Here is a 19,507-nt window from a genome sequence, read left to right as displayed (position 1 = left end):
CTAGCCCCCGGCTTTCGCAGTTGTGGTGACGACGGCCGCTTGACCCAGCGCCGGGACCGTGTCGCGGGCGAGAAGCGCCGCCTGTCGCGACAAAGCCGGTCCCGCAGCAAAAGTCCGCAACAGCGGCCACGGCGCCTGCACTGCCGCGGCAGGATCGAGCCCCAGCGCGCGCAACGTCGCCTCGTCGGCGTCGATCCCGAATCGAACCCCGTTGTCCGACACCCAAAACAACGATTCACGAGAATAGGCGGTCATCGCACCGCTGGTCGACGTCACGAAGTTGGCCGCGCCCGGCAACACCAGCACCTGATTGGCGACCACCGATGCTGAGTCGCGGTCGTCACGCACCAGGCGCACGATCCGGTTGTCCATCGACTCGGGCACCGGAAGCCCCCGCCCGTTATACACGGCGACGCGGGCCTGGGGATCCGTCGACGCCTTCTCCCAGCCGACACATGTTGTCGGATTAGCCGCTGGGTCAACGAAATTCAGCCGCCCGGTGGGATAGTAGTCGACCGGCAACGACGAGACTTGGGGGATGTTGACCAACGTATCGGGACTCACCGCCCGCGGCGCTGTCGATCCGTAAGAGTTTGCGCTGCGCAGCAGATCGGCGACGAAGCTGTTGATCTTTTGCACCCCGTCGGGTAGCAGCACGTAGAACTGGCTTCCCCCGGTGGCGGTTTGGGCCTGCAGGACCGCGCCCACCTGTGAACCTGGCACCCACTTTGACGGGGTGCCCGCCTCCGGTACTTGCGGCACGCGCAGCGGCTCCGTCGCGGGCAGTGCGTCGAACAGGGCGCGCGAAATCTCCACCGGCGCAGTCACTCCCGGGTCAAGCCCCAGGCTCAAGGTGACCGCCCGGTTGGTGGGGTCGATCTGTGAGCGCTTGGCTCCCCAAATCACATACGTGTTGCCGTCGAATGTCACCAGCAGCCCCGCGTCGTTGTGCAGCGGTACGGCGCGTCCCGCGGCGCTGAGTTCGCCCGCGATTGAGGTGACCACCGGCTTATCCCCGCTGCGCGGACGCCCTGCCGTATCGCACACCGACCACGCCGAGACGGCGCCGCGGTTCACCGTCATCGCCGCGGGCGCCCCCGGGATGCCAACCAGCGGCCCCGTCGGATACTTCGCGATCTCGGCGGGCTTGACCCACGTCGGCTGCCCGGCAGTGCCGGTCGCCAGCCGCGCGGAGGTCAAATTCAGCGCCGGATACAGTCGCCCGTCGATGCGCGCGTAGATTGCACCGGAATCGCGGTCGCCGATAATCGCCGAGTCGCCCACTGCCCCCGCGGGCTTGAGCACGTTGAGCAACATCATCCAGCCCGCGCCGATCGCCACCAACACCATCGACAACACGATCGCGGCGGTCTGCTTGCGGTCGTCGTGTTTCATCCGCGCCGAGAAGCGCGTTGTTGCCGCCCGCAACCGCCGGTTGTAAAACAGGTGGCCGGAATTTTGGTCCCGGTTGGACAAACTCAGCGGCATTCCCAGTAACCCCTCGATGATTCGTGACGATCCCCCTCAACGAATCTTCCACCGTAAATCCGCTCGAATCGACCCTCATTTGCGCTGCGCAACTTCGCACCTGGCATCGCCGTGCCGGCCGCGACGGCGCCGGACAACGCGAGCTGAGCCACGCGTCGGATTCTTGCCCAGCGGCCCGTACTGCGGTATTCACCTGCGGTAGGGCTGCGGCTGGCGCCCTGCGGCCGGTAGCGTTGGGCGCGGCGGGGACGGAGGACAGCGATGGCAACGCAGCAAGCAGCAGACGGCCGTAACCAGGAGCAGCAGCGTAGCCTCGCCGTGCGCAAGGCTGCTGCCAGGGTTGCGGTAGCCGCCAGCGAGAAAACAGGGCGCCCGGTCGATCCGCGGGTCAAAGAACTCGCCGAATCGCCGTAGCGGGCTATTCCTTCGGCTCTTCGTCGCTGGGCATGATGACGATCCGCCGCGGGGACCTGACGACGGGCGGCTTGTCGTCACTGGATCTCGTGACAGGAACAGCTGGCGGTGGCGTCATGCGGCCCTTGACCGGCTGGCCATTGGGCACCGCGGGGGCCGTCACCCGCTTCTCTGCGGGTTTGTCCTTGTTCTCCCCCGTTCCGCCCGCGCCCATCGCGCCCGGGGGCATGATCGGCATGCCGGTCATGCCCGATGGTCCTGGTCCAGTTGGTGTACCACCGGTCGGTGGCGCCGCTACGGACCTTGCGGCGGCCGGAGTCGTCGGCGGAGACGACGTCGGCACCGGCGGCGGGCCCATGACGCCGGCCGGGACCGTACCGCCGCCGGCGCCGAAACCATCGCCAGCGCCACCACCGGTGCCGCCCCCTATGCCAGATTCACCGCCGAGGCTGTCGGCCAGTTGCGCCTCGGATGCCAGGCCCGCAGCGCCCTGACCCTGCTGCAGCGCACCCATCAGCGGCTGCATAGCCTGCATGGCCTGTTGCGGTATCTCCTCGAGCGGCTTCATGAGTCCACCGACCGCCCCGCCGATTCCGCCCGCGATGCCCGACACCATTTGTTGGATCATCTGCGTCGCCTGTTGGTCGCCCGCCTGCGCGCCCACACCCTGCATTCGAGCTGCTGCATCGGCATCTTGCGCCGGGAACTTTCGCGCGGCGTCGAGCGCGCGCATACGACGATCGAGGTCCTCAAGAGTGCTGGATTGCACGTCGTCGGGGACGTCGGCATTAGCCGCGGCACCCGCTACGCCACCCCAAATACCGGCAGGCGACTGGTCGGGCGGGGGCACCGGAGACGGCGTTGGACCGGATACTGGCGGTGCCTCAGCCACGCTCCAATTGATCCCCGGATTTTGCTTTATTGGCGGCCCACCGCTCATGCTCTTACCCCTAAAACGTAGAGCTCCCCTAGCAGCCAGTTTCGCACAGCACGCTGCGTCCGGTATTCAGGTAGCAAGCTGGTGCGCGCCGCCGCGACGGTTGGTGACCGCGAACCAGGCCATGTGATAGTTCGCCAAATATTCATGCCCGTCGATCAATGCCTCGATGGCCGCCAGCAGCATCCAATCGCCAACCGCGGCCGGATCGTGGTGGGGGTAGGCGCTCAGGACTGCGCTTTGAACGTCGCTGATGCTTGTGCGCAACAGCGCGTGTTCGTTCTCGCCGACACCGGTATTCCGAGTCGCCGGCGCGGCGACCGCCTGCGCGATCCGCGGTAGTCCGTCACGACGGCGGACAGCGTCCACCAAGGTCGGTCCGAGCTCGTCGACCGTGGGAGCGGCGGAGCGGGCCGTCCGGTCACCGGTGAGCCGGGGCGGATCGGAATCCGGTTCCTCTATATAGGCATTGGGCTCGTGAGCCGCCGCGACAACGACGGCGCCCAGCAAATCGAGGACGCCCGCGTCGTGGCGTCGCGACGTCGGCTCGAGCAACGTCACGCCTGCGGGAAGCCGGATGTGCGGGGGGATCCAACCGCCGGCGAGATCGGTGACGAAGTTGGTCGTGCCGTCGTCGCGTAGGCCAGCCGCCCACGACAGGCGCGGCTCTTGGCGGGCGACCGCATCGACGAGCCGCTGCAGCCGTTGCTGCTCGACGGCCCTGCCGGCCGCCGCGCCGGAAGCAGCGCCCGCTCCTGCCGACAGCGCCGATGCTCCTGCCACGGTTGACCCGCTCGCACCGGCCTTCCCAGCCGCAGCCACTGACGCTGCCCGCTCGACCGGGGACACCAGCGGCCCACCTGCCGACGGAGACGTCGACGCAGACGGCGCGACCGGCGCCCCCGAGACCGGCGTCGACGGAAGCGGGGGCATTGCTGGCGCCGTGACCACAGGCGGACGGAGATCGGACCCGTAGGCCGGCAGCGGGCCAGCAGGGAGCGCGGGACCGACGGCGGCCGGGGCTGCCGGACCGCTGGTCACCACCGCGGGCGCGACCGTCATTCCCTCGCCACCGGTTGGTGTGGCCGCGACGCTGGGCGCCGGCGCATCCACGGGAACGTGTGGGGCAGTGAATGATTCGCCGCCACTGAAGGCAGATACGGCCGCGGGGGGCGACGTCGCCAGCGGCGGAGGTGCCGCTGGAAATGCCGCAGATCCCGGCTCCATTGCGTGCATCGCGCCGTCAGAAAACGATTGCAAAGGAGGTGTGGCGGGCTGGCCTGTCGGTAATCCGCCCGCGAACGGCTGCCCCATCGGTCCGGGCGCGAAATTATGGCCGAGCGCGGCTGGCGAAAGGGGTGCGCTGGGCGTCGCCGGGATCGTCGGCGATGTCGGTCCGCCAACGCCCGGAACCGATGGACCAGCAGCCGGCGGCAGTCCAGCCGGTGATCCCGATGGGACAGTTCCTACGCCGCCAGGCCCATTAGTTCCAACACCCGCAGCTGGCACGGGCCTAAGACCAGCCGTGAAAGCCTGGCTTGCTCCACTAGTAGGCCCCCCGGTGCCGGCGCCAGCGGCCGGTGCGGCTGGAGCACCATTCTGAACACCTCCGCCGCCGCCAACAGCTGGCCCACCCGTAGTGCCTACCGCCCGTGGTGAATCCAAGTCCTCCTTGCTGATCGGGCGTGGCGACTGAACATCATCTGCATTGAACCCGTGCTCACGCGCCCAAGTTCGGGCATCGCCATAGACGCCCTCAGCTTCCAGAATCTTTTGAGTCGCCGCCATGATCTTGTTAACGGCTACCCCGGACGCCTTCGCCGCGTCGGCGTTGCACCGCGCTTGGATCGTCTGTATTTCTGCTAACTTCTCCGGCGGTGGCTTTTTCGACGCGATAACGTCATCTATTTCCTTATTGCCTTGGTTTGCTATCTCTGTCAAACGGCTTCGTAGATAATCGATTTCGTCGGCGGCGGAGCTTAGAGCATCTGCCTTAACCTTATATTTTTCTGCCTTGTCAAGTTCCGACTTCTCGCCCTGAAAAAATCTTGAAACCAGATCTTCGGCTGATTTTCCTTGGTTCTGAGATAGCAGCTCCCGCCGGTGCCTGAGCGTCTGAGCGAGTTCTTGCTTTTTTGTTGACCACTCGGCCCAGTGACAGGCGGCATCGCGGAGAGTTGTCGACGGACCCGGCCACCAGGCACCTATAAGCGGCACTGTCCAAGTGCCCATCGGTAGGTCAGCCGCCACCACATAGCCTTTTCATTACGGCGTCCTTGGCAATGATGTCATCGAGCGAAGCTCTCCACTGATCATCGGTGCCAGCGCTCGACAACGCCGTCGTGGTCCGATACGCGTTGGCTAGCACATGTGTCGCGTCGCGATGCGGCGCGTCAAGAGCTGGATTGGCTGCCGCATTGTCGAGCATCGCCGCGGCGTTAGTGAGTGAAATACGGGCCAACGCTTTATCAGTCCCGTTCGTCTCAACTTGGACGGCGCGCGCCGCTAACGTGTACGTGTCGCAGAGCTGCCGTTGCGCAGCGGTGTTCTCGGCGGGGGTGTAAGCGGGCGTGATGGTCGCGGCTGGCGTCCCGGCGTGCGTGGACCTCGCGAGAGCCACGACCAGCGCCGCCACTCCCACGACAAGAGCGATCGTCGCCAGAGCGACAGCTGGCCATGTGCGTGGGCGCGGCTGCGAGTGGAGCTGGGCTGGCCGCCCCGCCTCGGGCGGGCGGTTGGTCGACGAATTACCGAAGCCCAAAGGCTGGTCCCCCACCATGCGCCCTCCTGAAAATCTGCCCGGGACAGTCTCTCGAATTGTCGGCGGGCTTTCCACCGTGCGTGGAAACGACAACGTCGATGGTGGAACAAGCAGTGGGACGGCAGCAAATCACTGCCGACGCCAACACGACTCTGCCCGATGCTGTTTTGCCCTGATTTTGTGATAGCAGCTCCCGTGAGCGTCGGAGCGTCTCGGCTAGTTGTTGTTTCTTGGTTGACCATGTGGCCCAGTGCCGCGCGGCGTCACGAAGAATCGTCGATGGACCCGGCCACCAGGGACCAATCAGCGGCCCGGTGTAAGTGCCCGTTGGGAGGTCAGCTCCCACCGCACACCTTTTTCAACACAGCGTCCTTGGCCACAATGTCATCTAGCGCGGCCTGATATTCGGAGTCCGAAGCGATCCCGTAGGTCCCCTTCGCCGTAAGCGTTCCGTACGCAGTCGCCAGCGCCCGTGCTGCGTCGCGGTGGTTCGCATCGAGGGTCGGATTGGCGGCGGCCATGTTGAGCAGAAGGGCGCCATTCGTAGTTGCAATGCGAGCCAGCGCTTTATCCCCGCCGCCGGTGTCGATCGCTACTGCTTGTGCCGCGAGCTTATATGTGTCACAGAGCTGACGCTGGGCAGCGGCTGTTTCAGCCGCCCTGTATGTCGGTGTCGTGATTGCGGGGGGCTGGGATGCGTGCGTGGACCTCGTGAGCGCCATGATCAGGGCCGCGACTGCCACAACAACAGCGATCGTCGCCAAAGCGACAGCTGGCCATGTGCGTGGGTGTGACGGCGTGCGGACCTGGGCCTGCCTCCACTGGTCCGCAGTCGGGCGGTTGGCCGACGCCTCACCGAAGTCCGAAGGCAGGTCCCCCACCATGCGCCCTCCTGAAAATCCGCGCTTCGGGACAGTCTCTCTAATTGTCGACAGGCTTTCCACCCTCTGTGGAACCGACAACGTCGATGGTGGAACAAGCAATGGGACCGCAGCAAATCACCGCCGACGCCAAACTCGACCGGGCCGACTCGACGAGAGGTCGCCGTTGGATCCACCCAACCCGCCAACATCACGACGACCCTATTCGCCAGCTATAACTCCAGCGCTCCCTGCGGTTCCTGCCCGAGCATCGGCTACTCGGTTGGTCCCCGATGGCGATGTCCGGTGGTCGCCGGTCGCCATGCCTCGGGGTCAAAGCCCTCGCCCATGGGAAACTCACCGCGGTGGTGGGCGGTCATGCCGTCGCGTTGTAGCGCATCGCCATGCCCGGAGGCCACGTCGGCGACGCTGAAAAGCGACTCGGACCCGTCGTCGAAGTAGTGCATGTGGTCATTGATCGGATTGACGCTGTAGCCGGGAACTTCGGCTTTGAAGCGAGTGGATCCAAATCCGTCGACCGCAGGGTCGTCGCCGAGTCCTCCCAAGGACAGTGCGAGCGGACCCGTCCGCAAATGTGCTGGAGCCCACGTGACCGCGTCTCCGGACGCCGCCCCGACGTACAGGTGTCCCCCCGGCGGCAGACGGAAGTCGGCCGCGGAGTGTGCCCGGTCGGTGCCCGGCGAGCCGAGCAACACCACGTCGTTGGTGCGCATCCCGTAGGTCGCCGCGTCCGACACAACGGTCGATCCGTAGGAATGGCCGACCACCGTCATATGAGTCGGTTCCCCCTGATGGGTGACCGCCAAGGCGTTCACTTCGGCTGCCAACAGTCGGGCCCCGCGACGGGCCATGCTCGGCTCGTACAGGCCCGGGTCGAACGCGGTGTTCGGTGCGTCGTAGCCGACCCAGACCACCACCGCGGTTGGCTTGGCCCAGTCGGCGTGATTGGACTCCTCGTATAGGTGCACTCCGTCGGGTTCGGCAAGCGTCCCCTCGCGCACATTCGCGCCGGCCCCGCTCACCAGAACTGCGGTATTGGCCGCGGTATCCGGGTTGCCCATGGCGATGGCCGCGGCCCCCTCTCCCCCGAATGCCTCGGGTTGATACCTCAAGAGGAACACCTCGGGAGGATGCCCGTGTAGGTCTTTCGCCGCGGCGGCCGCGGCGAGGCCTTCCTGGGTGCGGCGGGCGTTGTTGTACCGAGCCGCGTCGCCTTCTCCGCGATGGAGGTCGTCGTTCATCACTGCCTTGTTGATCGCGCTACGGACATCGACGGGAATCCCGTTGAGATTCCCCAGCTCTGGTGGATGCGCGGCGGTCAGTCGATCCTGCTGTCCTCGGCTCAGCGCGCGCCACCAGCGATTGGCGTCCTCAGCGCTTGTTCCCGGTGCTGGAAACTGCATGGGCTCTTCGGGTTTCGGCTCAGCCGTGACGTCCTGGGACGTCCGAGCCAGCCCGCTCAGTGCCGTCCGCAAGCAGTCTGAGTAGTCGCTGCGCAGCGAGTTCAGTTGTGTCAGAGTAGCTTTGGCTTCATCGAGGACGCTCTGCTCGAGGTCAGCGACAAGCGCATCAACCCCCGGCACACGGATAGAGGCGAGCTGGCCCACCCGGCTGTCGGCGTGCCGCAGCTGGGCCTCCAGTGTCGGGATCAACACCGCGCCGACGCGTTGTGCGTGAGCCAATGTGGCTGCGACACTTTCTAACCCGACGCCGATCGTGCGCAGGTGTGACGACTGTGTCGCCAGTGACTCGCTCATGCGCCGCACTTCCGGGGAGTCCCCGATCGGCTGGTCCCCGTTCCCGCGATTCCAGGACGCCGACAAGCGGCTGCGGGCCGCACCAAACGCGGCCTCTGATGCCGCGGTGCACCCGCTCGCGTCGTGAAACGCCTGTGCCAGCGCGCCAATCTGCGCCGGACGACCCGCTTGCAGGGTGTTGTTGATCGCCCAAGGGTCCGCACCGATCTCGGCGATCAACTGCGGAATGCGGATGTATCGCAGCCGCATTGCACGGCCCGGCGATCACAACGAGCTGGCGCCGTCGGCGAGACCGTCGCCGTTGGTGTCAGATAGCCGGACGTTCCAATGGCCGTCACCGTCGGTGTCAACGTATCCCGTTACGCCGTTCTCGCCCGCGCACAAGACCCGATCCGCCGTCCCGTCGCCGTCGGTATCGAGCAAGCGGTCATCGAGGTGCCCGTGACCGTCGAAGTCGACCAACGGGCCACCAGTGTGCTCGACCCCATCGAGCCCAAACCAGCGCAACTGCCCACCGCGGTCCACTGCGACCGCCCATGTCCCCGTCCCGTCGTCGGTGAAGAACGCCTCGGGAGTGCCGTCGTTGTTCAAGTCAAGCACGGCGTGGTCGGCCAGCCCGTCGCCGTCGAAATCGGCCAGCGCGTCGTCGCGCAGCCCGTCGCCGTCGAAGTCCAGGCTGACCGCATCGAGTCGACCGTCACCATCCAGGTCGAGCTCGGGCTGGCCGTTCCACATAGCCGCTGTGCCGTCGTCACCGGCGAGGCAATAGTCCACGAATTGTCTGACGCCGCAAGGGCACTACGGGTTCCCGCGCGCCCGCCACCACGCCAGCAGCTCCGCGGTGGCCTCCTCCGTGCTCAGCGGTCCGCGCTCCAACCGCAGCTCTTTGAGAAACGACCACGCCTCACCGACGAGCGGACCCGCCGGGATGTCGAGCAGCGCCATGATCTGGTTGCCGTCCAGGTCCGGACGGATCCGCGCCAGATCCTCGCGGGCGGCCAGCTCGGCGATGCGGGCTTCGAGCTGGTCGTAGTTGGCGCGCAGCCGCGCGGCGCGGCGCTGATTGCGCGTGGTGCAGTCCGCGCGCACCAGCTTGTGCAGCCGCGGCAGCAGCGGTCCGGCGTCGGTCACATAGCGGCGCACCGCGGAATCGGTCCACTTGCCGTCGCCGTAGCCATGAAAACGCAGATGCAGAAACACCAGCTGCGAGATGTCGTCGACCATCTGCTTGGAAAACTTCAACGCCCGCAACCGTTTTCGGACCATCTTGGCGCCGACCACCTCATGGTGATGAAAGCTCACCCCGCCGTCGGGCTCGTGGCGGCGAGTGGCGGGCTTGCCGATGTCGTGCAGCAGCGCCGCCCAGCGCAACACCAGATCCGGGCCCTCGTCCTCGAGCGCGATCGCCTGCCGCAGCACGGTCAGCGAATGCTGGTAGACGTCCTTGTGCTGGTGGTGCTCGTCGATGGCCATCCGCATGCCGCCGATCTCGGGCAGCACCACCTCCCCCATCCCCGTCTGCACCAGCAGGTCGATCCCGGCCACCGGGTTCTCCCCCAGCAGCAGCTTGTCCAGCTCGGCGGCCACCCGCTCGGCGCTGATGCGGGCCAGTTGCGGCGCCATCTCCTCGATGGCCGTGCGCACCCGCGGCGCGATCGTGAAGCCCAGTTGTGAGACGAAGCGCGCGGCGCGCAGCATCCGCAGGGGGTCGTCGCCGAACGACACCGACGGCTCCGACGGCGTGTCCAGTACGCGCTCGCGCAGGGCCGCCAAACCGCCTAGAGGATCAAGGAATTCACCGGGCCCGTCCGGGGTGATGCGCACCGCCATCGCGTTCGCGGTGAAGTCGCGGCGCACCAAATCGTCGTCGAGTCGATCGCCGTAGCGCACTTCGGGATTTCGCGACACCTGGTCGTAGGTGTCGGCGCGGAACGTGGTGATCTCCAGCCGTTGGTCGTTCTTGCCGACGCCGACGGTGCCGAATTCGATACCGGTGTCCCACAGGTTGTCGGCCCATCGCCGCGTGATGTCCTGCACCTGCTCCGGCCGGGCGTCGGTGGTGAAGTCCAAATCGGGGCTCAGTCGCCCCAACAGCGCGTCCCGCACCGAACCCCCGACCAGGTACAACTCGTGACCGGCCGCGTCGAACAACGCACCCAACTCGCGCAACACCGGGGCATGCCGATTCAAGGCGACAGCGGCCGCGGTGAGCAGGTTGGCGTCCTCGGGCACGTTCGAGAAGCCTAATGGGTCCGTTCGGGGCGACGCTGCGGGCCGAAGGTGAATTGACCGTTCGCTGGGCCGGAGTAGCGTCACACCCGGCAGAAGGGGGAGGCAGTTGAGGGCCGCACGATGCACCTCAAGTACATAAGCCGCGGCGCGCTGGTCATAGTTGCCGGCGGCAATCCGTGGAAAGTCAACGCCACGCTGCAAAGCGGCCGGCCGGCCCAGATTTCCGATCTCGCGCAAGCGTTCCATGATGCGGGCCAATCCACGACCGACGCCGAAACCGCCTTCCGTCAGGCGCGCGACCGCTTCGAGAAGGCGTGGACACATGAGGACGGTGGCAACCCGATCAACGACTCCGCCGAGGTCGAACGCGCCTCCAAAACACTGGGCCTGCAAGCGGCGCAACTGCCGGAAATCGGCGCCGGTCTGGAGAACGTCGCCGCCGGTTTAGCCGAGGCGCAGCGTTCCGGCAAGAATGAAATCTCAACGCTCGAAGGCAAATTGCAGAGCCTTGATGACGAGTTGGGCGTGGTGGATGAGCTCGAAAAGCATTTTCGATGGGGTACGCCCCAAAGATGGGCGTTTGAGGAGTACACCGCGCGCATCGAAGACCGCGCCCTGCAGGAAACCAAGAAGTCGTTGAGCACGCTCACGCACATTCGCGACCAATATTCGGAACGCCTGCGGCTTTCGATGAATAACCTGCGGAAGCAGGGCGGGTACGACCCGGTCCTTATCCAAGGTGTCGACGGCCACGAACCGGAAACGCCGGGACAGGACAAGCGCCGGGTTAACCAGATCGACGCGTTCAAGCAGGTTTTTGGTCGCGAGCCCACGTCGGATGCTGATTGGGCGACTGCGGCAGCTCTTGACCCGCACACCTACAACCCCGACTTTGGCGGGCAAGAATCACGGGTCGAGGTGGTGAAGATTAGCCCCGTGCCCGGCCAGGGCGTCGTCCGCGTCTCGCAGTGGATTCCGCAACGGGACGTTTGGAATCTGCCTCCAACGCGGGATCTTGGCAACAACCGCTTGGAACAGCCGTTTTTCGACCCGGAGAACACCAAGGTCACGGCGTACATTGACTACGAGAATGGCCTTGTGGTGCTGCGCCAGAATCCTTCCGTCGAGCAGACCCGAACCGGCGGTCCAGGGGAGGTACGGGTAAAGGCGCCCAGCGGTAGCGTGAGTCAGCTTTCTGATGGTTCGGTTCGCATTAAATACGACGCGGGCAATCCGTTCGCGCCGGCCTTCACAGCCGATCCCAACGGGCTACTTGCCGGCCATACGGAAACGGTCAACGGTGACCTCGTGTTCACACCTGGTCCGGGGGGCGTGCAGGTCAACGGAACGCGCACCGACTACCCCTCGCTGGAGGTCTATCAGGACCAACCAAATGCGGGCACGCGCACGGTCTTGATCGACCCGGCGCAGTCGGGCAGTTCGGAGGGCCCCGGGTTGAACCTGCTCTGGCACCACGATGTGGGCCCACTCGGCGGGAAAGCGTTCGCGCCGTTTGACCACGGCGGATGGAATCTCACGTACGACGTGCCTGCGCCGCTGCCGTCCACGGAGTTCGGCCCGGTCACCAACCCACCGTCGGTGCCTTCACTGCGAGCCCAATCCTGAGCGCAGAAAGCGAGAACCCATGTACGAGCAGGCTCCGGCCCCGGTTCGTCGTTTCGACAGCCGCGTCTGGCGCACAGCGACATGGTCTGGACCATTGCTCGTCCAGGTCGTGTTGGGAGGGCAGTTCCTGGCCATGTTGGCGCTGGGACGGTGGGCGTTCCCCACGCTCTCCACGGTTGAGGAGCAACGAAAGTGGTCGCTCACCTCGACGGCCTGCACCATGCTTGCGTCGGCGGTCGTCTGTGCGGCGTTGATGCTTTCGCGTACGCCGTTTTGTCGCGCTCTCGCCCTCAGCCTCGCGAGTTCCTCGGCCGTCGTCCTCATCGGGGCGATTCTTTATGCTTTCTGGCTGTTGCATTGAAAGGTGTTGTGGTGTCGTACAATTCGGCGGTTTCCCGCTCAAATGGTCGTTATGGGCCGGTGACGTTCGTCGTGGCACAATTGCATATCCTCATCACGACTCTGCCCATGTGGCTCTTGTTTCCTTATTCGATGGTGTTCGTTCTGCCGATAGTGCTTGTCTACCTCGCGCTATCCGCGCTTATTTCGATAAGCGGCGGAACAATGGGTCAGGTTGGCCGCGGAATGCTTATCGGTAGCCTTGCCGGGCCGCTGTCGCTGGCCGTCCTCGCGTTGGCGGCCTGACTATCGGCGGCGCCGGATAGTCCCGAGCGGCGAGTATGTCCGGGAAGACCCGCACGTGCCAGCTACTATCGCTTGGGTGTCCGACGGCGAGCAAGCAAAACCGCGTCGGCGCCGGGGCAGGCGTCGGGGCCGTCGTGCTGCCGCTTCCGCCGAAAGCCCATCCAGTCAAACCACCAGCGAGTCGAGCACCCCCAAACCGCGCCGGCGGCGCCCCACGCGCGGCGGCCCGGAACGCTTGCGCACCGTGCATGAAACATCGGCCGGCGGCCTGGTCATCGACGGGCTCGACGGGCCCCGGGAATCCCAGGTCGCGGCCCTCATCGGCCGCATCGACCGGCGGGGCCGGATGCTGTGGTCGCTGCCCAAGGGTCACATCGAGATGGGCGAGACCGCCGAGCAGACCGCCATTAGAGAAGTTGCCGAAGAAACGGGTATTCGCGGCAGCGTGCTGGCCGCGCTGGGACGCATCGACTACTGGTTCGTCACCGACGGCCGTCGGGTGCACAAGACGGTGCACCATTACTTAATGCAGTTCTGCGGCGGAGAGCTGTCCGACGAGGACCTCGAGGTCGCCGAGGTCGCCTGGGTGCCGATGTGCGAGCTGCCGTCACGGCTGGCCTACGCCGACGAGCGGCGCCTGGCCGAGGTGGCCGACGACCTGATCGACAAGCTGCAGAGCGACGGCCCCGCCGCCCTTCCGCCGCTGCCGCCGAGTTCGCCCCGGCGCCGACCCCAGACGCATTCGCGCACCCGCCATTCCGGCGAGCCCCCGGCGGGCCGGAAGAACGGTCACGGGCCGGGGACGTGACCGCGCGACGACTCCGGTGGGCCGGCTTGTTGCGCCTCGCCGCAGTGGTCGGCATCGTGGCCGGTTTCGGGGGGGTGCTCACCGGCCTGTCGCCGCACGCGGCGGCGAACGAGCCCACCGCAACCCCATTCGTGCGCGTGCGCATCGATCGGGTGAGCCCCGACGTCGTCACCACCACCAGCGACACCGCCGTCACGGTCACCGGCAGGGTCACCAACATCGGCGACCGCCCGGTCCGTGACGTGATGGTGCGCCTCGAGCACGCCGGCGCCGTCACCTCCTCGGTCGGGCTGCGCACCTCGCTGGACGGCAGCACCGACCAGTACCAGCCCGCCGCGGACTTCGTCACGGTGGCGCCCGAACTGCAACGCGGACAGGAGGCCGGCTTCACCCTGTCCGCGCCGGTGCGCGCCCTCAAGAACCGGTCGCTTGCCATCAAAGAACCCGGCATCTACCCGGTGCTGGTCAACGTCAACGGGACCCCGGATTACGGCGCGCCCGCCCGGCTGGACAACGCGCGGTTTCTGCTGCCGGTGATCGGCGTCCCGCCCGACAAACCCGACGTGATGGACGGCGCCGTCGCGCCCGACACCTCCAAACCCGTGTGGCTGACCATGCTGTGGCCGCTGGCCGATCGGCCCCGGCTGTCCCCGGGCGTGCCGGGCGGCACTATCCCGGTACGGCTGGTCGACGACGATCTGGCCACCTCCCTGGCCACCGGCGGCCGGCTGGACATCCTGCTGTCCGCGGCGGAAGCCGCCACCGGCCACGACGTCGATCCCGACGGCGCGGTCGGTCGAGCGCTGTGCCTGGCCGTCGACCCGGACCTGCTGGTGACCGTGAACGCGATGACCGGCGGCTACGTCGTGTCCAACGCCCCCGACGGCCCCGCCCAACAACCCGGAACCCCCACCCATCCCGGGACCGGCCAGGCCGCCGCCACCGCCTGGCTGGGCCGCCTGCGCGCGCTGGCCCACCGGACCTGCGTGACGCCGCTGCCCTACGCCGGGGCCGATCTGGACGCCCTGCAGCGCGTCCACGATCCGGGGCTGAGCGCGGCCGCCACCACCAACGCCGGGGACATCGTCGACCACATCCTCGACGTCACCTCCACGCGCGGGGCCACCGTGCTGCCCGACGGGCCGTTGACCAGCGGTGCGGTCAACCTGCTCGGCGCCAACAACGGCACCGTCGCGATCGCGGCCGCCGACTTTTCCGCGGAGGACAACCTCGACATCGCGCCCCTGCGGGTGTCTCCGCAGGTTGTCGTTGCCCCGTTCGACCCCGCCGTCGGCGCCGCGCTGGCCGCGGCCGGGACCAACCCGACCTTCCCCACCTATGCCGACTCCGCGTTGACCGTGCGGCTGGGACACGACTCCGCCACCGCGCGCCGCCAGGACGCCTTGGGCTCGATGCTGTGGCACGCCCTGGACCGCGACGTGGTGCCACGCACCCAGATCCTGGTGCCGCCCGCGGTGTGGACCCTGCAAGCCGATGACGCGCAAATCATCCTGACCACCCTGGGCACCGCGATCCGATCCGGCCTGGCGGTGGCGCGACCCTTGCCGGCCGTGATCGCCGACGCCCCCCAGGCGGCGCAGGCCCATGGCGGGCCCCCGGAGCCGGTGAGCGCCTCCACGTCCGCCCGCGGCCGGTTCGGCGACGACGTCACCGCCAACATCGCCGGCCAAGTCGGTCGGCTGTGGGGATTGACCTCCGCGCTGGCCACCGACGAGCGCACGGGCCTGACCGGCGTCCAGTACACCGCGCCGCTGCGCGAGGACATGCTGCGCGCCCTGAGCCAATCGGAGCCACCCGACACCCGCAACGGGCTGGCCCAGCAGCGCCTGACCATCGTCGGCAACACGATCCGGGATCTGTTCGGCGCGGTGACGATCGTCAATCCAGGCGGCTCGTACACGCTGGCCACCGAGCACAGTCCGCTGCCGCTGGCGCTGCACAACGGCCTGGCCGTGCCCATCCGCGTGAAGCTGCAAGTTGACGCGCCGCCGGGGATGCGGGTCACCGACGTGGGCGTGATCGAGTTGCCGCCGGGATACCTGCCGCTGCGGATACCGATCGAAGTGAACTTCACCCAGCGGGTCGCGATCGACGTCGCGCTGCGGACACCGGACGGCATGCGCCTCGGCGAGCCGGTGCGATTGTCCGTGCACTCCAACGCCTACGGCAAGGTGCTGTTCGGCATCACGATGACCGCGGCCGCGGTGCTGGTGGCGCTGGCCGGACGACGGCTGTGGCACCGCTTCCGCGGCCAGCCCGACCGCGCCGACCTGGACCGCCCCGACCCGCCCGATGCCCGGCGCGCCGCCAGGGTCGATCGGCGGGTGGACGAAAAGAACCGCGTTTGACGCGCCAGCGATCGCCCCGGTCTCACCGCGACCCCGCGTCGCCGCCGACGGGGCCGCTGCCGCCGGTCCCCGACCTGCCCCGTCAGCGGCCCGAGCTGTCCGACGCCGCGCTGGTTTCGCGGTCGTGGGCGATGGGGTTTGCGACCCTGATCAGTCGGCTGACCGGGTTCGCCAAAATCGTGTTGCTGGCCGCCATCCTCGGCGCCGCACTGGCCAGCTCCTTCTCCGTGGCCAACCAACTGCCCACGCTGATCGCCGCGCTCGTGCTGGAGGCGACGTTCACCGCGATCTTCGTGCCGGTGCTGACCCGCGCCGAGCAGGCCGACCCCGACGGCGGCGCCGCATTCGTGCGGCGCCTGGTCACGTTGGTGACCGTGCTGCTTGTGGTCGCCACCACGCTGTCGGTCCTGGCCGCGCCGCTGCTGGTGCGCCTGATGCTGGGCCGCGACCCGCAAGTCAACGAGCCCCTGACGACCGCCTTCGCCTACCTGCTGCTGCCCCAGGTGCTGGCCTACGGCCTGACCTCGGTGTTCATGGCAATCCTCAACACCCGCAACAAGTTTGGGGCGACGGCGTGGGCGCCGGTGGTGAACAACCTCGTCGCGATCGCCACGCTGCTGGTGTACCTGCTGGTCCCCGGTGAGCTGTCCGTCGATCCCGTCCGGATGGGCAACGCGAAGCTGCTGGTGCTCGGGATCGGCACCAACCTAGGAGTCTTCGCACAGGTCGCGGTGCTGTTGATCGCCATCAAGCGCGAGCACATCAGCCTGCGCCCGATGTGGGGCATCGACGAGCGGCTCAAACGCTTCGGCACGATGGCCGCCGCGATGGTCCTTTACGTCGTCATCAGCCAGCTCGGCCTGGTGGTGGGCAACCAGGTCGCCAGCGCGGCCGCCGCGTCGGGCCCGGCGATCTACAACTACACCTGGCTGGTCCTGATGCTGCCGTACGGCATGATCGGGGTCACCGTCCTCACCGTCGTGATGCCCCGGCTGAGCCGCAACGCCGCCGCCAGCGACACCCGCGGCGTGCTCGCCGACCTGTCGCTGGCCACCCGCCTGACCCTGATCACCCTGATCCCGATCGTCGCGTTCATGACCGTCGGCGGACCGGCGATCGGCAGCGCGCTATTCGCCTACGGCCACTTCGGCGGCGTCGACGCGGGCTACCTGGGCGCCGCGATCGCCCTGTCGGCGTTCACCTTGATCCCCTACGGCCTGGTGCTGTTGCAGCTACGCGTGTTCTACGCGCGCGAGCAGCCGTGGACGCCGATCGTGATCATCCTGGTCATTACGGCCGTCAAGATCACCGGCTCGCTGCTGGCACCGCACGTCACCCACGACCCGAAGCTGGTCGCCGGCTACCTCGGGCTCGCGAACGGCCTCGGCTTTCTCGCGGGCGCGATCATCGGCTACTACCTGCTGCGGCAGGCGCTGCTGCCCGCCGGCGGTCACTTGGTCGGCACCTCGGAGGTGCACACCGTCCTGGTAACCGTTGCGGCGTCGTTGCTCGCCGCGCTGGTGGCGCATGTGGCCGACCGGTTGCTCGAGCTGGGCGAGTGGACGGCCCACGGCGGCGGTGCGGGCTCGCTGCTGCGGCTCCTCGTGCTGGCCGCGATCATGCTGCCGATCATGGCCGTGGTCATGGTCCGGGCTCAAGTACCCGAAGCGCAGGCGGCGCTGGGCCTGGTGCGGCGCAAGATCACCGGCCGCGCTCCCGCGATACGCATTCCCCAGCGCGGCGAAGCCGGGCGCAGCGGGTCACCACCGACAGGCAATACTGCGGTCACGTACCCTGAGCAGAGGAATTCCTCCCAGCCGGTGGCACACGCGGTCCAGGAGCCGATCCGGCGCAGGCCTCCGGAACGGGCACCCAGCGCCCGGATAGCGAAAGGACCGGAGGTGACAGATCGCCCACTGGAGGGCGCCGCATCCGGCGTGGGGTCGGGCGGCGACCTGCCCCGGCCGACCGCCGACGACTTCCAGCCGGATCCGCCCGCCCGCGAACCCGGCCCGGATCCCCGTCCCCGCCCATCGGGCCAGGTGAACGGCGACGTTTCCACCTCGGCTGCCGCAGAATTGGTGCCCGGCGCCCGGATCGCCGGCGGCCGTTATCGGCTGTTGGTGTCCCACGGCAGCGCGCCCCCCTTACAGTTCTGGCAGGCGCTCGACACTGCGCTGGATCGACAGGTGGCGCTCACCTTCGTCGACCCCGACGGCACCCTGCCCGAGGAGGTGCTGCAGGAGATTCTGTCGCGCACCTTGCGGCTCAGCCGGATCGACAAGCCCGGCGTCGCTCGAATACTCGACGTCATCCAGACGGGGTCCGGCGGTCTGGTGGTCTCGGAGTGGATTCGCGGCGGTTCCCTGCAGGAGGTCGCCGACACCTCGCCGTCGCCCGTCGGCGCCATCCGGGCGATGCAGTCGTTGGCCGCCGCCGCGGAGGCGGCCCACCGAGCCGGTGTCGCGTTGTCGGTCGACCATCCCAGCCGGGTGCGGGTGAGCATCGACGGCGATGTCGTGCTGGCCTACCCCGCGACGATGCCCGACGCCAACCCGCAAGACGACATCCGCGGCATCGGGGCCACGCTGTACGCGCTGCTGGTCAACCGGTGGCCGCTGCGCGAGTTCGGGGCACGCAGCGGGTTGGCCCAAGCCAAGCGCGACGCCTCCGGCCTGCCCGTCGAGCCCGCCGTCATCGACCGCGACATCCCCTTCCAGATTTCCGCGGTTGCGGTTCGGGCGGTGCAGGAGGACGGCGGGATACGCAGTGCGTCAACGCTTTTGAACTTGCTGCAACAGGCGACCGCGGTCGCCGACCGCACTGAGGTGCTCGGCCCGATCGATGATGTCCAATCGCCGTCCGGCTCGCTTAGACCCGCTCCGCGGGAGAACGGCATCTTTGCGAATCGCCGCCGCAACCTGATCATCGGTGTCAGCGCGGGCGCTGCGATCATCCTGGTGGCCCTGCTGGTGCTGGCCTCGGTGGTCAAGGGCATCTTCGGCAACCTGGGCGGTGGCCTCAACAACGACAAACTCGGCCTGAACACGCCTACCTCGTCGAGCTCGTCATCGCAGACCAGTTCCGCGCCTGCCGGCAGTGTCGTCAGACCGACCAAGGCCACCGTCTTCTCCCCCGATGGCGATGCCGACAACCCGGGCCAGGCCGGGCAAGCGATCGACGGTGATCCGACCACCTCCTGGTCGACCGAGGTCTATATGGACGCGGTCCCGTTCCCGAGCTTCAAGAAGGGTGAGGGGTTGATCCTGCAGCTGCCGAGCCCCACGGTGGTGGGCGCGGTGAGCATTGACACTCCCAGCACCGGAACCAAGGTGGAGATTCGTTCCGCATCGACCTCCTCGCCGTCATCGCTGGAAGACACCAAGCTGTTGACCTCGGCCACCGCGCTGAAACCCGGACATAACGTCATCAAGGTCAGCTCGGCAGCACCGACGTCATATCTGCTGGTATGGATTTCCACGCTGGGAAGCACCGACGGCAAGAGCCAGGCCCAGATCCAGGAAATTAAGGTGCAGGCGGCCTCGTAGCGGCCGTCGCGGGTGAAGTGCCGCGTACCAGGTGATTGATT

General features: G+C 67.4%; 15 protein-coding genes. 7 read left to right on the top strand and 8 right to left on the bottom strand.

The annotated features are described in order from the left end of the window. Positions 1–1,488 (bottom strand): type VII secretion protein EccB, encoded by a 1,488-nt coding sequence (eccB, locus tag G6N66_RS26800; protein ID WP_085233882.1) that lies wholly within the window; start codon positions 1,486–1,488, stop codon positions 1–3. 261 nt (positions 1,489–1,749) lie between these two features. Between eccB and G6N66_RS28930 the strand changes: the two genes are divergently transcribed. Then, positions 1,750–1,902, top strand: a complete 153-nt coding sequence (locus tag G6N66_RS28930; protein ID WP_169721523.1) for a hypothetical protein — start codon at positions 1,750–1,752, stop codon at positions 1,900–1,902. Between the two features lie 4 nt (positions 1,903–1,906). On the opposite strand, the gene G6N66_RS26795 is transcribed toward G6N66_RS28930, so the two are convergent. The 7 genes from G6N66_RS26795 to G6N66_RS26765 all read right to left on the bottom strand — a co-directional run bounded on the left by G6N66_RS26795 (position 1,907) and on the right by G6N66_RS26765 (position 10,470). After that, the gene (locus tag G6N66_RS26795) at positions 1,907–2,842 is read right to left on the bottom strand and encodes a hypothetical protein (RefSeq protein ID WP_232079422.1); all 936 of its coding nucleotides are present in this window, start codon (positions 2,840–2,842) and stop codon (positions 1,907–1,909) included. A gap of 66 nt (positions 2,843–2,908) precedes the next feature. Beyond that, positions 2,909–3,622, bottom strand: a complete 714-nt coding sequence (locus G6N66_RS29850) for a DUF5631 domain-containing protein (protein ID WP_232079568.1) — start codon at positions 3,620–3,622, stop codon at positions 2,909–2,911. Positions 3,623–5,078: 1,456 nt separating this feature from the next. Then, on the bottom strand, positions 5,079–5,618 hold the full coding sequence (locus G6N66_RS26785; protein ID WP_085233880.1) for a hypothetical protein: 540 nt from the start codon (positions 5,616–5,618) through the stop codon (positions 5,079–5,081). A gap of 317 nt (positions 5,619–5,935) precedes the next feature. Beyond that, positions 5,936–6,484, bottom strand: coding sequence for a hypothetical protein (locus G6N66_RS26780; protein ID WP_085233879.1), 549 nt, complete (start codon positions 6,482–6,484; stop codon positions 5,936–5,938). Between the two features lie 251 nt (positions 6,485–6,735). Further along, positions 6,736–8,487, bottom strand: coding sequence for a putative alpha/beta hydrolase (locus G6N66_RS26775; protein WP_085233878.1), 1,752 nt, complete (start codon positions 8,485–8,487; stop codon positions 6,736–6,738). Positions 8,488–8,502: 15 nt separating this feature from the next. Then, on the bottom strand, positions 8,503–9,012 hold the full coding sequence (locus tag G6N66_RS26770) for a pullulanase (protein ID WP_085233877.1): 510 nt from the start codon (positions 9,010–9,012) through the stop codon (positions 8,503–8,505). A 24-nt stretch (positions 9,013–9,036) separates the two neighbouring features. Then, positions 9,037–10,470, bottom strand: coding sequence for a CCA tRNA nucleotidyltransferase (locus G6N66_RS26765; RefSeq protein ID WP_085233876.1), 1,434 nt, complete (start codon positions 10,468–10,470; stop codon positions 9,037–9,039). Positions 10,471–10,590: 120 nt separating this feature from the next. Here G6N66_RS26765 and G6N66_RS26760 point away from each other — a divergent pair, with 120 nt between their 5' ends. The 6 genes from G6N66_RS26760 to G6N66_RS26735 all read left to right on the top strand — a co-directional run bounded on the left by G6N66_RS26760 (position 10,591) and on the right by G6N66_RS26735 (position 19,466). Next, complete coding sequence (locus tag G6N66_RS26760; RefSeq protein ID WP_085233875.1) at positions 10,591–12,096, top strand: putative alpha/beta hydrolase; 1,506 nt, start codon at positions 10,591–10,593, stop codon at positions 12,094–12,096. A 19-nt stretch (positions 12,097–12,115) separates the two neighbouring features. After that, a complete protein-coding gene (locus tag G6N66_RS26755) occupies positions 12,116–12,457 on the top strand; it encodes a hypothetical protein (protein WP_139825295.1) in 342 nt (113 codons plus the stop codon). A gap of 11 nt (positions 12,458–12,468) precedes the next feature. Continuing rightward, positions 12,469–12,741: a hypothetical protein gene (locus tag G6N66_RS26750; protein ID WP_139825294.1), complete on the top strand. Its 273-nt coding sequence runs from the start codon at positions 12,469–12,471 to the stop codon at positions 12,739–12,741. A 76-nt stretch (positions 12,742–12,817) separates the two neighbouring features. Further along, the gene (locus G6N66_RS26745) at positions 12,818–13,549 is read left to right on the top strand and encodes an NUDIX hydrolase (RefSeq protein ID WP_085233872.1); all 732 of its coding nucleotides are present in this window, start codon (positions 12,818–12,820) and stop codon (positions 13,547–13,549) included. Next, positions 13,546–15,918: a hypothetical protein gene (locus G6N66_RS26740; RefSeq protein WP_085233871.1), complete on the top strand. Its 2,373-nt coding sequence runs from the start codon at positions 13,546–13,548 to the stop codon at positions 15,916–15,918. The genes G6N66_RS26745 and G6N66_RS26740 overlap by 4 nt, the downstream gene beginning before the upstream one ends. 131 nt (positions 15,919–16,049) lie before the next feature. Then, positions 16,050–19,466, top strand: a complete 3,417-nt coding sequence (locus G6N66_RS26735; RefSeq protein ID WP_139825307.1) for a lipid II flippase MurJ — start codon at positions 16,050–16,052, stop codon at positions 19,464–19,466. Positions 19,467–19,507 lie beyond the last annotated feature (41 nt).

Source organism: Mycobacterium conspicuum (assembly GCF_010730195.1).
Lineage (GTDB): Bacteria > Actinomycetota > Actinomycetes > Mycobacteriales > Mycobacteriaceae > Mycobacterium > Mycobacterium conspicuum.
Note: the sequence above shows the minus strand (reverse complement) of the source record. Positions and strands in the feature narration are given on the sequence as shown.

What these genes read in the sequence shown, in the direction of transcription:
- eccB (WP_085233882.1), bottom strand. Translation starts at nt 1,488, where the DNA reads ATGCCGCTGAGTTTGTCCAACCGGGACCAAAATTCCGGCCACCTGTTT.
- G6N66_RS28930 (WP_169721523.1), top strand. Translation starts at nt 1,750, where the DNA reads ATGGCAACGCAGCAAGCAGCAGACGGCCGTAACCAGGAGCAGCAGCGT.
- G6N66_RS26795 (WP_232079422.1), bottom strand. Translation starts at nt 2,842, where the DNA reads ATGAGCGGTGGGCCGCCAATAAAGCAAAATCCGGGGATCAATTGGAGC.
- G6N66_RS26785 (WP_085233880.1), bottom strand. Translation starts at nt 5,618, where the DNA reads ATGGTGGGGGACCAGCCTTTGGGCTTCGGTAATTCGTCGACCAACCGC.
- G6N66_RS26780 (WP_085233879.1), bottom strand. Translation starts at nt 6,484, where the DNA reads ATGGTGGGGGACCTGCCTTCGGACTTCGGTGAGGCGTCGGCCAACCGC.
- G6N66_RS26775 (WP_085233878.1), bottom strand. Translation starts at nt 8,487, where the DNA reads ATGCGGCTGCGATACATCCGCATTCCGCAGTTGATCGCCGAGATCGGT.
- G6N66_RS26760 (WP_085233875.1), top strand. Translation starts at nt 10,591, where the DNA reads ATGCACCTCAAGTACATAAGCCGCGGCGCGCTGGTCATAGTTGCCGGC.
- G6N66_RS26755 (WP_139825295.1), top strand. Translation starts at nt 12,116, where the DNA reads ATGTACGAGCAGGCTCCGGCCCCGGTTCGTCGTTTCGACAGCCGCGTC.
- G6N66_RS26735 (WP_139825307.1), top strand. Translation starts at nt 16,050, where the DNA reads ATGGGGTTTGCGACCCTGATCAGTCGGCTGACCGGGTTCGCCAAAATC.